Source organism: Kitasatospora sp. NBC_00458 (assembly GCF_036013975.1).
GTDB lineage: Bacteria > Actinomycetota > Actinomycetes > Streptomycetales > Streptomycetaceae > Kitasatospora.
This window is the reverse complement of sequence record NZ_CP107904.1, coordinates 7,217,876-7,232,794: the sequence shown is the minus strand read 5'-3', so window position 1 is coordinate 7,232,794 and position 14,919 is coordinate 7,217,876. Positions and strand designations below refer to the sequence as shown.

Sequence of the window (14,919 nt, the reverse complement as noted above, 5' to 3'; positions counted from 1 at the left end):
CTGCGGAGTGGGGCGGCCAGGTCCCGCGGCTCTGCTCCCCGCGCCTGCGGGGGTGTTCCGCGGTACGGGCCCTGGCGGCGGTGCTCGGTGTCTGCTCCCCGCGCCTGCGGGGGTGTTCCCTTCTTCACGGTTTCTCCCCGGTGAGTTGGTGACTGCTCCCCGCGCCTGCGGGGGTGTTCCCTTCATGGGTCGTGTTCCTCTACTCAGGACGGCCTGCTCCCCGCGCCTGCGGGGGTGTTCCCGCGCGCAGGGCCTCGCAGTAGGAGCGCACGTCGCTGCTCCCCGCGCCTGCGGGGGTGTTCCCTGGGACCCGACCGGAGAGCGCCACGGCGGAATCTGCTCCCCGCGCCTGCGGGGGTGTTCCCACGTCGTCGAGGCGGACCCGGTCGCCGTCGAGCTGCTCCCCGCGCCTGCGGGGGTGTTCCCAACCCGTACCTCCACCTCCGAGCCGTCGACGACTGCTCCCCGCGCCTGCGGGGGTGTTCCCGGCACGATGTTGCACCAGTCCGGCGGGAACGACTGCTCCCCGCGCCTGCGGGGGTGTTCCCAACCCTTCGACGGTTCGGGGTGGGGTGGTGGCCTGCTCCCCGCGCCTGCGGGGGTGTTCCCGTGCTGCGCACCTACATGTCCACGCTGGAAGCCTGCTCCCCGCGCCTGCGGGGGTGTTCCCCGCTACCTGCGGCTCGGCATCCGCCCCGGCCGCTGCTCCCCGCGCCTGCGGGGGTGTTCCCTGCCGGTGGATGCCGTACCCCGGGTCGCGCGTCTGCTCCCCGCGCCTGCGGGGGTGTTCCCTCGATCAGCCCTTCGACCGTACCCGTCGGGCTCTGCTCCCCGCGCCTGCAGGGGGTGTTCCCAGGACGCCGGTTGCGAAGTTGCGCAGTCGCTTGCGAAGGGTGTGCATCGGGTCGCCCGACTTGGGCGGGTCGACGGCGATCACCAAGACCTTGGCGCCGTTGATGTCGATGTACTGCGGGTGCGATCCGATGCGGTCGTCGACGTAGGCGCGCACGCGGTCGGTGAGATCGCCCGGGTCGACGGGGGTGGTGCCTGGGCGCGAACCGGGTTCCGCTCCCACGACGAGGTAGGCGTAGCCCTCTGCCCACTGGGCGGCCTGCTCGGGTGCTGGAAGTCGCTCTCCTTGGAGAGGTCCAGGTGTTCCTTCCACTCGATCCACGAGAGCTCGTCCTCGTTTCCGGCCCGGGTGACCGACTGCACCAGCCGGCTGACCTCGCGGAGAGAAGTAGAAGGAACCCGCTCACCTCGATCGGCACAGTACGGGGCGGTGGGGCTGGCCGGGCACGGCGACGGAGTGAGGTGGCAGGCCTGGCAGCCGGTCGGTTCGCGATCGGTGGGGGCCGACGTCCAGGGCCGGACAGATTGGTACACTGCCGGTGTACCAGCGGTGTACGATCGCACTATGGCTGATGCGACGATCAAGGTCTCCCCTGATACACGTGACCGGCTGGCCGCTCTCGCGGCGTCCCGAGGCACCACGATCGGCGCCCAGGTGGCCCTGCTCGTGGAGGCGCAGCCCACCGCGGAGCAGATCGCGGAGCAGGTGGCCGAGGGCCGCCGGCTGCTGCGGGAGCACTTCGGGATGACGCTCACCGACACGGAGCTGGACGAGGGTCCGAACCTGCTGCAGCGGGTCTACGACATCGCCGCGGCGGATGCACGCGCCAAAGTGACCCCGAGGCGCAGCGCGTGATCGTTCTGGATTCCGGCGCCCTGTCCGCGCTGGCCGCCGGTCACCAGCGCCTGCACCGGATCGTGGATTCCGCTCTGCACAGTCCGTTCCAGCACCTGATCGTCCCGGTGCTGTGCCTGGTCGAGGCCGAGATCAAGGACGAGGGGACGGCGCACGCGGTCCTGGCGCTGCCCTCCCTGGAGTTCGAGCCGCTGGACGCGGCGACCGCCGTGGTGGTGGCGGCCATGGTCCGCGACGGCTACGGCGGCCAGGGCCTGGCCCACGCCATCGCCGCGAGCCTGCCCACCCCGGTGCGTCCGCAGCAGCACCTGATCCTGACGGCCGATCCGGAGCTGTATCCGCCCGGGGTCGTCACCGTCGGCATCGACGACCCCCGCCTGGAGCCATAGGTGGCGCCGTTGGGGGTGCTAGGGGGGCAGGCTCCCCGCGGGTGAGGGAACGCGTGTCCTCGCCGGGGAGATCCTGCCAGCCGTGCCGGCCTGGGCCGCCCGGCGGGAGCGGCCGGTGGTGGTGTTCGTCGCCGGGCAGGCCGGCAGCAGCAAGACGCTCGTCGTGGACCTGGTGCACGCGGCTCTCGCCGGCCGAGCGGGCCGCGGCGCTGGCCGAGCCGGTGCGCCGCACCGCCCAGCTGCTCCCCGCACCTGCGGGGGTGTTCCCAGGCAGTCCGACAGCTCGCGGGCGAGCCGTTCCTGCTCCCCGCGCCTGCGGGGGTGTTCCCTTCACGGGCGTCGGACTGTTGATTCAGCACTGCTGCTCCCCGCGCCTGCGGGGGTGTTCCCGCCATCGCCGACTGCGGCAAGGCCTACCCGGTCTGCTCCCCGCGCCTGCGGGGGTGTTCCCCCCGTTGACTCGATCATCGCTGGGGTCCGCTACTGCTCCCCGCGCCTGCGGGGGTGTTCCCATGGCCCCCGCGTACTCGACGGCGGTGAACCGCTGCTCCTCGCGTCTGCGGGGGTACTCCCGAGAGCGGCGGACCGGTGAGGACCACCACGGTCTGCTCCCCCCGCCCGCGGTGTGGAGGCTGTCCGGGCGGGGCGGGGAGCCCGGTGGCCGGGGTGGGGTCCGGCCAGCCGGGCGGGCGGGGGTGTGGTGGAGCTGTTGCCCGGTCAGGGGCGGGTGTCCTGCCGCAGGTGCGGGATGAGGTGGGTGCCGTAGGCGTCGATGGTGGACTCGACGGCGTCGTGCATGGCGTAGATGGCGAACTGGTCGACGCCGAGGGCGCGGAGCTGGTCGAGGCGGGCGCGGTGGGCCTCGGGCGGGCCGATGAGGCAGAACCGGTCGACGATCTCGTCGGGGACGAAGGCGGTGTCGGGGTTTCCGGCGCGGCCGTGGTGGCTGTAGTCGTAGCCCTGGCGGTCCTTGATGTAGGCGGTGAGGGCCTCGGGGACGAGGTCGGAGTGTTCGCCGTAGTGGGTGACCAGGTCGGCGACGTGGTTGCCGACCATGCCGCCGAACCAGCGGCACTGCTCCCGGGCGTGGGCGAGGGCGGCCGGCGAGTCGTCGGCGGTGACGTAGGCGGGGGCGGCGACGCAGACGGTGAGCGTGTCGGGGTCGCGGCCTGCCTCGGCGGCGGACCGGCGGACCGCCTTGATCATGTACTCGGTGAGGTAGGGGTCGGCGAGTTGGAGGATGAACCCGTCGGCCTGGCGGCCTGTCAGGGCGAGTGCCTTGGGACCGTAGGCGCCCATCCAGACGGGCAGGGCCGCGCCCGGGCCGACCCAGGGCAGGTGCATGTCCGTGCCGTCGACCTCGACGGTGCGGCCCTCGGCCAACTCCTTGATGGCGTGCATGGCTTCGGAGAGCCGGGCGAGGGTGGCGGGGCGGCGTCCGGCGACCCGCATGGCGGAGTCGCCGCGGCCGATGCCGCAGACGGTGCGGTTGCCGTACATGTCGTTGAGGGTGGCGAAGAGGGAGGCGGTGACCTCCCAGGTGCGGGTGGAGGGGTTGGTGACCATCGGGCCGACGGTGAGCGTGCTGGTCTCGGCCAGGATGCGGCTGTAGATGACGAAGGGCTCCTGCCACAGGACGCAGGAGTCGAAGGTCCAGCCGTGGCTGAAGCCGGCCTGCTCGGCGCGGATCATGCGGTCGATGAGCAGGCGGGCGGGCGGGTCGGTCTGCAGGACGAGGCCGATGTCCATGTGGGCTCCGGGAGTCGGAAGGGGGAAGGGAGAAGGAGGGAGGAGGAAAGGAAAGGGGAAGGGAGGGGAGGGGAGGGGACGGCAGGAGGGCAATGCAGCACCGGGGCGAGCGCCCGTCCGGGGCGGCGGGGCCGCGAGGTCCGGCGGCCCCGCCGCCCCGGACGGGCGGGGAGCTCAGTCCAGGTACCGGCAGGTGTCCCGCCGCAGGAAGGTGCCGTGCCCGGCCCGGCCGAGCCAGGTGCCGTGGTCGAGGACGACGGTGCCCCGGGAGAGGACGGTGCGGGCGCGGCCGGTGAGGGTGCGGCCCTCGTACGCCGAGTAGTCGACGTTCATGTGGTGGCTGGCGGCGGAGACGGTCTGCACGGCGTTGGGGTCGTAGACGACCACGTCGGCGTCGGCGCCGGGGGCGATGGTGCCCTTGCGCGGGTGCAGGCCGAACATCCGGGCCGGGGTGGTGCAGGCGACCTCGATCCACCTGCGGCGGCTCAGGTGGCCGTCGACCACCGCCTGGTGGAGCAGGTCCATCCGGTTCTCCACGCCGGGCAGGCCGTTGGGGATCTTCGAGAAGTCGCCCCGGCCGAGTTCCTTCTGTCCCGTGTAGCAGAACGGGCAGTGGTCGGTGGACACCACCTGGAGGTCGTTGGTGCGCAGGCCGCGCCAGAGCGCCGCCTGGTGCTCGCGGGGGCGCAGCGGGGTGCTGCACACGTACTTGGCGCCTTCGAAGCCGTCGGCGCCCTCCTCCGCGAGGTTGTCGGTGGAGAGGAAGAGGTACTGGGGGCAGGTCTCGCCGAAGACGGGGTGGCCGTCGTCGCGGGCGCGGGCGAGTTCGGCGAGGGCGGAGGCGGCGGAGACGTGGACGACGTAGAGGGGGCTGCCGGCGACCTGGGCGAGTTTGATGGCGCGGTGGGTGGCCTCGGCTTCGAGGAGTTCGCGGCGGACCTCGCCGTGGTAGCGGGGGGAGGTGCGGCCGGCGGCGAGGGCCTGTTCGACGAGGACGTCGATGGCGATGCCGTTCTCGGCGTGCATCATGATCAGTCCGCCGTTGGCGGCGCCGCGCTGCATGGCGCGCAGGATGCGTCCGTCGTCGCTGTAGAAGACGCCGGGGTAGGCCATGAACAGCTTGAAGGAGGTGGATTCGCCGGAGTCGACGAGTGCGTCCATCTCCTTGAGGACGGCGTCGTTGACGTCGGAGACGATGGTGTGGAAGGCGTAGTCGACGGCGCAGTTGCCGTCGGCCTTGGCGTGCCAGGCGTCGAGTCCTTCGCGGAGGCTGCCGCCGACGGGCTGGACGGCGAAGTCGACGATGGTGGTGGTGCCGCCCCAGGCGGCGGCGCGGGTGCCGGTCTCGAAGGTGTCGGAGGCGTGGGTGCCGCCGAACGGCAGTTCCATGTGGGTGTGGGCGTCGACGCCGCCGGGGATGACGTAGTGGCCGGCGGCGTCGATGTGGTTGTCGGCGGTCCAGGCGAGGGCGGCTTCGCTGCCGGTGGTGGCGAGGGCGGCGATCCGTTCGCCCTCGATGAGGACGTCGGCGCGGAGTTCCTCGGTGGCGGTGATGACGAGGCCGCCGCGGATGACGGTGCGGGTGGTCACGGTCCGGTCGCCTCCCTCACGCCTCGGCCAGCGGTCCGTACGCTTCGGGGCGGCGGTCGCGGTAGAACGCCCATTGCCGGCGGACCTCCTCGATGAGGCCCATGTCGAGGTCGCGGACGACGAGTTCCTCCTCCTTGTCGGAGGCGACCTCGCCGACGAAGCGGCCGCGCGGGTCGACGAAGTAGGAGGTGCCGTAGAAGTCGTTGTCGCCGTACTCCTCGGTGCCGACGCGGTTGATGGCGGCGACGAAGTACTCGTTGGCGACGGCGGCGGCGGGCTGTTCGAGCTGCCAGAGGTAGGCGGACAGGCCGCGGCTGGTGGCGGAGGGGTTGTAGACGATCTGTGCGCCGGCCAGGCCCAGGGCGCGCCAGCCCTCGGGGAAGTGGCGGTCGTAGCAGATGTAGACGCCGACCTTGCCGACGGCGGTGTCGAAGACGGGCCAGCCGAGGTTGCCGGGCTTGAAGTAGTACTTCTCCCAGAAGCCCTTGACCTGGGGGATGTGGTGCTTGCGGTACTTGCCGAGGTAGCTGCCGTCGGCGTCGATCACGGCGGCGGTGTTGTAGTAGACGCCGGGCTGGTCCTCCTCGTAGACGGGGACGACGAGGACGATGCCGAGCTCGCGGGCGAGTTCGGTCATCCGCCGGACGGTGGGCCCGTCGGGGACGGGTTCGGCCCAGCGGTAGTGCTCGGGTTCCTGGACCTGACAGAAGTAGGGGGCGTTGAAGACCTCCTGGAAGCCGAGGATCTTCGCGCCCTGTGCGGCGGCCTCGCGGGCGTACCGCTCGTGGAGGGCGATCATGCTCTCCTGGTCGCCGGTCCACCGGGTCTGGACGAGGGCGGCACGGACGATCTGCGACATGGGTACCTCCGCAACTCCGCGGCCCGGCCGGGGGTCGGGCCTGCGGTCTGAGGGTTGACGGGGCGGTTCTGCCTGCGGTCGTTCCGGCGGCTTCGCGTGCGGAGCCGCCGGGTGCTCCACGGACGTTCCTCCGTGCGCGGAGCGGAACCTTCCGACGCGCGCGTTCCCGCAGGCCGGCCTGCGGAGGGCGCGGGCCTGCCCGCGGGCTTGCCCGTGCGCCTTCCCGGGCGCTTTCCCGGGCGCTTTCGCGTGCGTCGACCTGCCGGTCGGCACCTGCGAGTCGGCGTACGGGGCCGCGCGGCGGCGTGGCTCGGCACGGCCGCACGCGGTGTCTACGTGCGTAGAAAGTTGGTGCGTCGACCGTAGGCCCGGCCTCGGTCGCCTGACAATACGTCGGACGTAACGCGCCCGGGGCGATCCTGTTACGCGGACACGCGGGGTGTCGTAGGTGGGATGAAACGGTCATCTACCCCGGGAGCGCGCACCTTACTCATTCGGGTGAATCCATGCGCGAGGTGGTGCGGGTCCGGGCAAGAGGGTCCATGATGCTGCTCCGGTCCGTCGCCGGACGGTCGCCGACGGTGAACGGCCGTCGGCGGCCGGCTCCGGCGTACGGCCGGTCCACGTGTGCACGGGGAGGTGAACGTGACGTCCGTACCCGAGGGGGCGGAGGGTCCCCCGCCCTCGCCCCCGGTGCGCCGACGCCTGCCGCGCGCGCGTCCGCCGCAGTCCCGCTCCGCGCCCTCCCCCTCCGCGCCCTCCCCCTCCGCGCCCTCCCCCTCCGCGCGGCCCGGCCCCGCCGGGTCGTCCCCCGTCCGCTCGGACCCGGCCCGCTCGGACCCGTCCCGCTCGCGTCCGGCCGAGCGGCACCGCGCCCGCTCGCACCCGGTCCCGGCCTGGGCCGGGCTGCTGCTGGGGCTCGGTGTGCCGGTGCCCGCCGCCCTCGGGTGGCTGCTCTTCGTCCGCTGGACGGCGGCCGGCCAGGGCGCCCGGGACATCCGGCTCCAACTGGCCGGCTCCCGCACCGCCGCGGCAGCCGTGGTCGCCGACCGGACCGCCGAGTTCCGCGCCTCGCTGGACGCCGACCTCTGGCTGGTCTGCGGCTACGCGCTCACGCTGGCGGCGGCCGGGCTGCTCGGCGGGTACGTGTTCACCCGGCCGCACTGGCGCCTGGTCGCGCTCGCCGCCGGACTCGCGGGCGTGCTGGCCGGGGCCTGCGACCTCGTCGAGGACCTGCTGCTGGACGCCGGCCTGGGCGGGACCGGCCCCGGGACGGCGGGCGGTGACGCCCCCTTCGCCGCGGCAGCCGCGTTCGCCATAGTGAAGTGGCTGCTGCTCCTGCCCGCGGGCACGGTCGGCACCGTCGTCTGCTCCGCCACGGTGCACCGGGCCGTGCGCGGAGTGCTGCGGCGGCCGCCGGAGGAGACGGCCCGGGCGTCCACCGACGGCGCGCCGGAGGGCGGACCAGAGGGCGAACTGGGGGGCGGACCGGCAGACGGACCGGAGGGCGCACCCGGGGGCGGACCCGACGCGCCGCCGGACGGCGGACCGGAGCTGATCCCTCCCTGGCCGGTGGCGACGGCGCGGGGCGGGCGGTGGCCGCCCGGCCCCCGGAGCCAGGGGCCGCCGACCCGGCAGGCCCGCTGGCACAACGCCGCCCGGGTGCCGCCCGGCCGCGAGCACGCCCGGCTCGGCTTCTGCGTCTCCGGCGGCGGCATCCGGTCGGCCTGCGTCACCCTCGGGGCGCTCCAGTCCCTGCGTCCGTGGCTGAAGCAGGCCCGCTACCTGGTCTCCGTCTCCGGCGGCGGCTACACCGTCGGCGCGATGCAGCTGGCGCTCACCGACTCCGCGCCCGGCTGCCCGGTCAGGGCCCGCTCCGGCCTGACCCCGGACACCGTGCTGGAGCCCGGCTCCCCCGAGGAGGACCACCTCCGGCGGCACGCCAAGTACCTGGCGGACGGCGCGGGCGAGTGGCTGGTCGCGCTCGGCACGCTGCTGCGCGGCCTCGTCGCGGCGCTCGGGCTGCTGGGCGCCACCGTCCTGGTGCTCGGCCTCGGGCTGAGCCGGTTCTACCACCTCGTCCCGCTCACCGATCTGAGCCACCTGGCCCCCGTCGGCCTGCACACCGGGGGCACCGGCGCCGAGGTCACGGGCACCGCAGGGCCGGGCGCCGCCGGTCCGGGAACCGGGCTCGGCCCGCCGGCCGTCCGCGCGCCCGCCCTGCTGGCCCTGGCCGGACTGCTCACGGCCGCCGCCCTGGGCTGGCTGCTCTGGCTGCTGACCTTCTCCTGGCTCGGCTGGAACAGCCTGCTGCCGCGCGTCCTCCGCCGCTTCTCGCAGGCCGCGCTCGCCCTGGCCGCGCTCCTCGCGCTCGGCGTCCTCGCCGTTCCCGGCCTGGCCTGGGGCGCGGTCCGGCTGCAGCAGGCGCTGGCGGTCGGCGCGCGGCAGACGGGGGCCGGCATAAGCCTCACCGTGCTGCTCAGCTACCTGGCCCTGCTGCTCGGCATCCTCTGGCACGGCCGGCACGCCGTCGAGCAGGGGGCGGCGGTCCTCGGCGGCCTGGTGCGCGGCACCCGGCGGCTCGGCGGCGGCCTCACCGGGCGGATCGCCGAGTACCTGGTGCTCTGGTCGGCGCTGGCCGCGCTCACCGCGGGCGCCCTGCTCACGCTGGGCTGGGCGGTGGCCACCGGGCACGCCTGGCCGACGGCCGCCCAGGTGCTGCTGCCGCTGGTCCTCGGCACCGTCGGGCTCAACCTCGACCAGACGTGGATGGGCCTGCACCCGTTCTACCGCCGGCGCCTCGCCTCGGCCTTCGCCGTCCGCCGCGCCGTCGAGCGCGACGGCGCGGCGACGGACGCGGCAGGGCCCGGCGCCCACCCCGGCACCGCCACCGATGCCAGTGGCGGTGCCACCGGTGACGGCGGCGAGGTGCTCGCCCGGCCGTACCACTTCTTCGGCGAACAGACCCGCCTCAGCCACTACGGCGCCCGGCACCCCGGCTTCCCCCAGGTGATCTTCGCGGCGGCGGCCAACCTCTCCGGCAACGCACGGACGCCGCCCGGCCGCCGGGCGGTGTCGTTCACCTTCTCGTCCGACTACGTGGGCGGACCGGACGTCGGGTACGCCCGCACCGACCTGCTGGAGCGGCGCACCCGGCGGCACATCGCCCGGGACCTCACCGTGCAGTCCGCGATGGCCGTCTCGGGTGCCGCGTTCTCGTCCGCGATGGGACGCCAGGCACGCGGCTACCAGGGCCTGTTCGCGATCACCAACGCGCGCCTGGGGACGTGGCTGCCCAATCCGGCGGCGCTCGCCCCGCTCTGGGCGGCCGACCGGGACTGGCGGTACGCGCCGCAGCCGGCCGTCCGCCGGCTCCCCTACCAGCTGCGCGAGGCGTGCGGCCGGTACCCGATGGACGCGCGGTTCCTGCTCACCACCGACGGCGGCCACTACGAGAACCTCGGGCTCGTCGAACTGCTGCGGCACGGCGTGCGGACGGCGGTCTGCATCGACGCCAGCGGCGACTCGGCCTTCGCGGCCACGCTGGCGGCGGCGATCACCCTGGCCCGTGAGGAGCTGGGCATCGCCATCACGCTCCGCGAGCCCGACCTGCTGATTCCGGGCAGTGCCGGCGGCGGGGGCGGCGCCCGCGGCGGACCGTCCCCGGAGGGCGGCGGACAGCCGCCCCTGCGGGGGCTGGCGGCGCGGCTGGCCGACCGGCTCTCCGCGCGGGCCGTGGTGGTCGGCGACATCGAGTACCCGTGGCCGCTCGACCTGGACGACCTGGAGGACGGGGGCGCCGAGGCCGCCGGGGGTGACGACCGCGCGGTGGCCGCCCGGCGCGGCACGCTGATCGTCGCCCAGGCCGTCCTCACCCCGGACATGCCGTACGAACTGCACGCCTACGCGGTCGCCGACGCGGCCTTCCCGAACGACAGCACCAGCGACCAGTGGTTCGACCACCGGCAGTTCGACGCCTACCAGACCCTCGGCCGGTACCTGGGCGAGCAGGCCGGACCGGCGGTGAAGGCGGCCGTGCTCGGCACCCGGACCCCGCCGGGAAGCAGGTCCGGCGCCGGACCGGACAGGACCTCGACCACACCGCCGGACGGGGCCGGGGACGGCACCGGGGCGGGCGGCGGAACCGGCGGCGGGCGCGGACCGGAGCCCCGGCCCGCGCCCCCGTCGGCCCCCGTGCCCGGGCCGGCCCCCGTGCCGGAGGCCGAGGTGGCGGACGGTGCGCCGACCGCCTCCCCCGCCCCGCCCGAGCAGGGGCGCGGCGCGCGACCGTGAGTGCGCTCGCTTGACTCGTGCCCGTTCCGTCGGGAAGGATCCGGCGCATGGACTCCGGCACCACTCTGGTCTGCCGCCTGCACGTCGATCTCCGACGCCAGGCGAGTTCCATCTGTGCCTGTTGACGCTGTCCCTCCCCGCCGGCCCCGCCCTGTGACATCCCCCAGGACCCGCGCCGCGCACCCGCACCCCTGACGCGCCTCCTCCCGGCGTGACCGTGCCCCCCGGCCGCCCCGCGGCCGGCACACGGCACCCGGGCCGGCCGTACCCGCCGCCGCACGGCATCCCTCAGCGCCCCGCCTTCCCCGAGGACACCCACATGAGCCTGGACCTCGCCCCCGGCACGCTCGCCCCCTCCTCGTCCGACCGGCCTGCCACCGCCGGACCCACCACCGCCGGACCCACCACCGCCCCGGCCGCGGCCTCCCCTCCCACCGACGGCGCCGCCGTCGGCGCATCCGGCGCGGCGGCCGACACGGTGGCCGACACCACGCCCTCGCCCGGGGCGGTGGCCGACGGGGCCGCGGTGACCGTCACCGAGGAGGGCCGCGCGCCGCTCACCCCGAACGCCCTGCGGGCGATCGTCCGGGAGCTGGCCGAACAGCCCGACCAGTGGATCCACCACGTCCGGCTCTCCACCGAGGAGCGCTGGTACCGGCGGCTGGCCTCCGACGACGACCACGAGGTCTGGCTGATCAGCTGGCTGCCCGGCCAGTCCACCGGGTTCCACGACCACGGCGGCTCGCGCGGCGCGTTCACCGTCGCGCTGGGCGAGCTGGAGGAACTGTCCCTGGGCGGGCCGGAGCAGGGGCTGCTGATCCGCCGGATCCAGTCCGGCACCGCCCGCGCGTTCGGACCCGAGTACGTGCACGACGTCCGCAACACCGCGTCCGGACCGGCCGTCACCCTGCACGCGTACTCACCGCCGCTCAGCTACATGGCGCACTACGAACTGCGGGCCGGTGGCCTGGTCCGCACCTCCGAGGAAGGACCGGATCAATGGTGACCACGATCGACGACCTGGTGGCACGATCCCGCGAGGGGGTCCACCGGCCCGGGGCCGAGGAGGCCTACCGGGCGCAGCTGGACGGCGCGCTGCTGGTGGACATCCGGCCGGCGGCGCAGCGGGCGGCGGAGGGGGAGATCCCGGGCTCGCTGATCATCGAGCGGAACGTGCTGGAGTGGCGGCTCGACCCGACGGGCAGTCACCGCATCCCGGAGGCGGCCGGGTACGACGTGCCGGTGGTCGTGGTCTGCTCGGAGGGGTACGCGTCGAGTCTGGCGGCCGCGTCGCTGCGCGAACTGGGCCTGCACCGGGCGACCGACCTCGACGGCGGCTTCGTCGGCTGGGCGGCCGCGGGGCTGCCGACGCGTCAGGGCGGTTGATCCGCGGTCCGGCGGCGCGGGCCGCGAGCGTCGCAGGCACCACGGAGACCACGGACACCACGGACAGCACGAGCGCCACGGCCGCCCCAGGGGTCGCCCGTCGCCCGGCGCCGCCCGGGAAATCAGGGACAGGAGGTTGAACAGGTCATAGGCTGATCAGAGTTTCCGCCGGTTCGATGCTGGGCAGCCACGCGGGCGGAGGAACGCCCGGGCAGACAATGACGTCTTGCGCGCCGCAGTTTGTCGACAAAACGCCACCGACCCGACCGTCCGCCACTCTCCACCGCCTATCGACCGACCGAAACCATCGGCGCCGCCGCCAAGGGCCGCCGAGACGAGGAATTTCCCCGTGATCAGATTCGACGGCGCGGGCAAGCGCCACCCCGACGGCACCATCGCCGTCGAGGGCCTCGACCTCGACGTCCCCACCGGCCGGACGACCGTCCTGGTCGGCCCGTCCGGCTGCGGGAAGACGACCCTGCTGCGCATGGTCAACCGCATGGTCGAGCCGACCTCGGGGCGGGTCCTCCTGGACGGTGCCGACGTCGCCGGGCTCGACCCCGCCAAGCTGCGGCGCGGCATCGGGTACGTGATCCAGCAGGCCGGGCTCTTCCCGCACCGCCGGGTGATCGACAACATCGCGACCGTGCCCTACCTGCTCGGCTGGGACCGGAAGAAGGCCCGGGCCCGGGCGGCCGAGCTGCTCGACCTCGTCGGGCTCGCTCCGGAGACCGCCAAGCGGTACCCGTTCCAGCTCTCCGGCGGCCAGCAGCAGCGGGTCGGGGTCGCCCGGGCGCTGGCGGCCGACCCGCCGGTGCTGCTGATGGACGAACCGTTCAGCGCCGTCGACCCGGTCGTGCGGGCCGGGCTCCAGGAGGAGCTGCTGCGGCTCCAGTCCGAGCTGCACAAGACCGTCCTGTTCGTGACCCACGACATCGAGGAGGCCGTCCGGCTCGGCGACCAGGTCGTGGTGCTGCGCGAGCGGGGCCGGATCGCCCAGCTCGCGGACCCGCACACGCTGCTCACCGCACCGGCGGACGAGGAGGTCGCCGCCTTCCTCGGCCGCGACCGGGGCCTGCGCGGGCTCGGTCTGCGCCCCGCGAGCGCCGTGGCCGTCCGCCCGGTCGGGGACGGGCTGCGGTACGGCGGCTGGGAGCTGGCGCTGGACGACGAGCGCCGGCCGATCGGCTGGATCGACCGGGACGCGGCGGTCACCGCCCTGCACCCGGCGCCGGGGTTCCGCCCCGGGACGGACACCCTGCGCGGCGCGCTGGACGCCGCGGTGCTCTCCCCCGCCGCGGTCGCGGTCGCCCTCGACGCCGAGGGCCGGGTCACGGGCACGGCGAACCGCGAGGCCGTCCTGGCCGCGCTCGCCACGGCCCCGGAGGTGGCGGCCGTCCGCTCCGGGCGGGCCGACGGCCCGGTGCCGGGGGCCGCCCCGGGAGCCCACCCCGGAGCCGCACCGGACGCCGCCCGCGAAACCGCCCCCGAAACCGTCTCCGAAACCGTCTCCGAAGCCACCCCGGTGGCCGCCTCCGAGTCGGACGGAGCCGGCGGTGGACGATGAACCGATCGTCCGCTGGTACTGGATCGGCGACCATCTCGGCTACCTCGGCGGCCTGCTGGCCGACCACGCCGTCATCGCGCTGGTCCCGGTGCTGATCGGCCTGCTGCTGGCGGTCCCGCTCGGGCTCGCCTGCACCCGCTTCCCCCGCCTCTACCAGCCGCTCGCCGCCGTCTTCAACATCGTCTACGCCCTGCCCTCGCTGGCCGTCTTCGTGGTGCTCATCCCCTACACGGGCCTGGCCACCCAGGCCACCGTGATGATCCCGCTCACCTTCTACGCGGTCGCCGTGCTGCTGCCGACCACCGTGGACGGACTGCGCGCCGTCCCGGACCCGGTCCGGCAGGCCGCGACCGCCATGGGCTACGGGCCGTGGCACCGGCTGGCCGCCGTCGAGCTGCCCGCCGCCGTGCCGTACCTGGTGGCCGGACTGCGGGTCGCGGCGGTCTCCAGCATCTCGCTCGCCTCGGTCGGCGCCCTGATCGGTCGCGGCGGCCTCGGCTACCTCTTCATCGACGGGTTCCAGCGCACCTTCCCGACCCCGATCGTGGCGGGCATCGTGCTGATCGCCGCGCTCGCGCTGGCCGTGGACCTGGTGCTGGTCGGCGCCCGTCACCTCCTCGCGCCCTGGGCCGTCCGGGAGAAGGGAGCGGGCCGGTGAACTGGCTCAGCTGGCTGGGGGACTTCTTCTCCGCACCGGACCGCCACGCCGGTCCGAACTCGATCGCGCACCGGATCGCCGAACACCTGCTGCTGTCCGGCGAGGCCCTGCTGTACGCCGCGCTGCTGGCCGTCCCGCTCGGGCTGCTGATCGGCTACACCGGACGGGGCGTCACCGTGGTCACGGCGATGGCGGGCGCCGCCCGCGCGCTGCCCACGCTCGGGCTGGTGACCCTGGCGGTGCTGCTGGCCGGGGTCGGCGACACCGCCGTGCTGTTCCCGCTGGTCGCACTGGCCGCCCCGCCGCTGCTGGTCGCGGCGGTCGAGGGGGTGCGCGGCACCGACCCGGACGTCCGGGACGCGGCGCGGGGCGTCGGGCTGACGCACCCGCAGGTCCTCTGGCAGGTCTGCCTGCCGTCCGCGCTCCCGGCCCTGCTGGCCGGCTTCCGGACCGCCACCGTGCAGGTCATCGCGACCGCGACGGTGGCCGCGTACGTCGGGCTCGGCGGGCTCGGCCGGTACGTCATCGACGGCCTGGCCACCCGGGACTTCGCGGTGACGGTGGGCGGCGCCCTGCTGGTCGTGCTGCTCGCCGTCGGCGCCCAGCTGTTCTTCGCCCTGCTGGCCCGGTACGCACTGCCGCCCGGCCTGCGCGCGCAGCAGCGGGCCTCCTCCCGGCAGCCGTCGTGACCGCCCCGGCCGCCCCGGCCGCGAGGGCCGC

Annotated in this window: 12 protein-coding genes and 2 CRISPR repeat arrays (1 of these 14 running past the window's edge); of the genes, 9 read left to right on the top strand and 3 right to left on the bottom strand. The window is 74.7% G+C overall.

Translation table 11 applies throughout. The features are described 5' to 3' along the window. Positions 1 to 853: a CRISPR direct-repeat array (repeat unit 29 nt; unit sequence CTGCTCCCCGCGCCTGCGGGGGTGTTCCC); it reaches 5,031 nt to the left of the window's first position. A 564-nt stretch (positions 854 to 1,417) separates the two neighbouring features. After that, positions 1,418 to 1,708, top strand: coding sequence for a hypothetical protein (locus OG550_RS29455; RefSeq protein ID WP_327682618.1), 291 nt, complete (start codon positions 1,418 to 1,420; stop codon positions 1,706 to 1,708). Next, positions 1,705 to 2,097: a hypothetical protein gene (locus tag OG550_RS29450; protein WP_327682616.1), complete on the top strand. Its 393-nt coding sequence runs from the start codon at positions 1,705 to 1,707 to the stop codon at positions 2,095 to 2,097. Before OG550_RS29455 ends, OG550_RS29450 begins: the two co-directional genes overlap by 4 nt. 239 nt (positions 2,098 to 2,336) lie before the next feature. Continuing rightward, positions 2,337 to 2,670: direct repeats of the CRISPR family, unit length 29 nt; unit sequence CTGCTCCCCGCGCCTGCGGGGGTGTTCCC. A gap of 144 nt (positions 2,671 to 2,814) precedes the next feature. On the opposite strand, the gene OG550_RS29445 is transcribed toward OG550_RS29450, so the two are convergent. From OG550_RS29445 to OG550_RS29435, 3 genes are all read right to left on the bottom strand, one after another. Then, positions 2,815 to 3,846 carry a TIGR03842 family LLM class F420-dependent oxidoreductase gene (locus OG550_RS29445; protein WP_327682614.1) on the bottom strand — a complete coding sequence of 344 codons (1,032 nt, stop codon included), beginning with the start codon at positions 3,844 to 3,846 and terminating at the stop codon, positions 2,815 to 2,817. A gap of 174 nt (positions 3,847 to 4,020) precedes the next feature. Further along, entirely contained in the window at positions 4,021 to 5,436 is a 1,416-nt protein-coding gene (gene hydA, locus OG550_RS29440) for a dihydropyrimidinase (protein WP_327682612.1), read from the bottom strand. 16 nt (positions 5,437 to 5,452) lie between these two features. Then, the gene (locus OG550_RS29435; protein WP_327682611.1) at positions 5,453 to 6,295 is read right to left on the bottom strand and encodes a nitrilase-related carbon-nitrogen hydrolase; all 843 of its coding nucleotides are present in this window, start codon (positions 6,293 to 6,295) and stop codon (positions 5,453 to 5,455) included. Between the two features lie 645 nt (positions 6,296 to 6,940). Here OG550_RS29435 and OG550_RS29430 point away from each other — a divergent pair. From OG550_RS29430 to OG550_RS29405, 7 genes are all read left to right on the top strand, one after another. Continuing rightward, the gene (locus OG550_RS29430; protein WP_327682609.1) at positions 6,941 to 10,588 is read left to right on the top strand and encodes a hypothetical protein; all 3,648 of its coding nucleotides are present in this window, start codon (positions 6,941 to 6,943) and stop codon (positions 10,586 to 10,588) included. 47 nt (positions 10,589 to 10,635) lie between these two features. Continuing rightward, complete coding sequence (locus OG550_RS32830) at positions 10,636 to 10,713, top strand: putative leader peptide (protein WP_101948289.1); 78 nt, start codon at positions 10,636 to 10,638, stop codon at positions 10,711 to 10,713. 194 nt (positions 10,714 to 10,907) lie between these two features. After that, entirely contained in the window at positions 10,908 to 11,594 is a 687-nt protein-coding gene (locus OG550_RS29425; RefSeq protein WP_327682607.1) for a cysteine dioxygenase, read from the top strand. Beyond that, positions 11,588 to 11,974 carry a rhodanese-like domain-containing protein gene (locus tag OG550_RS29420; RefSeq protein ID WP_327682605.1) on the top strand — a complete coding sequence of 129 codons (387 nt, stop codon included), beginning with the start codon at positions 11,588 to 11,590 and terminating at the stop codon, positions 11,972 to 11,974. Before OG550_RS29425 ends, OG550_RS29420 begins: the two co-directional genes overlap by 7 nt. 349 nt (positions 11,975 to 12,323) lie before the next feature. Continuing rightward, the gene (locus OG550_RS29415; RefSeq protein WP_327682603.1) at positions 12,324 to 13,541 is read left to right on the top strand and encodes an ABC transporter ATP-binding protein; all 1,218 of its coding nucleotides are present in this window, start codon (positions 12,324 to 12,326) and stop codon (positions 13,539 to 13,541) included. Further along, positions 13,531 to 14,199, top strand: a complete 669-nt coding sequence (locus OG550_RS29410; RefSeq protein ID WP_327682601.1) for an ABC transporter permease — start codon at positions 13,531 to 13,533, stop codon at positions 14,197 to 14,199. The genes OG550_RS29415 and OG550_RS29410 overlap by 11 nt, the downstream gene beginning before the upstream one ends. Further along, entirely contained in the window at positions 14,196 to 14,888 is a 693-nt protein-coding gene (locus OG550_RS29405) for an ABC transporter permease (RefSeq protein ID WP_327682599.1), read from the top strand. Before OG550_RS29410 ends, OG550_RS29405 begins: the two co-directional genes overlap by 4 nt. Positions 14,889 to 14,919: the final 31 nt, after the last annotated feature.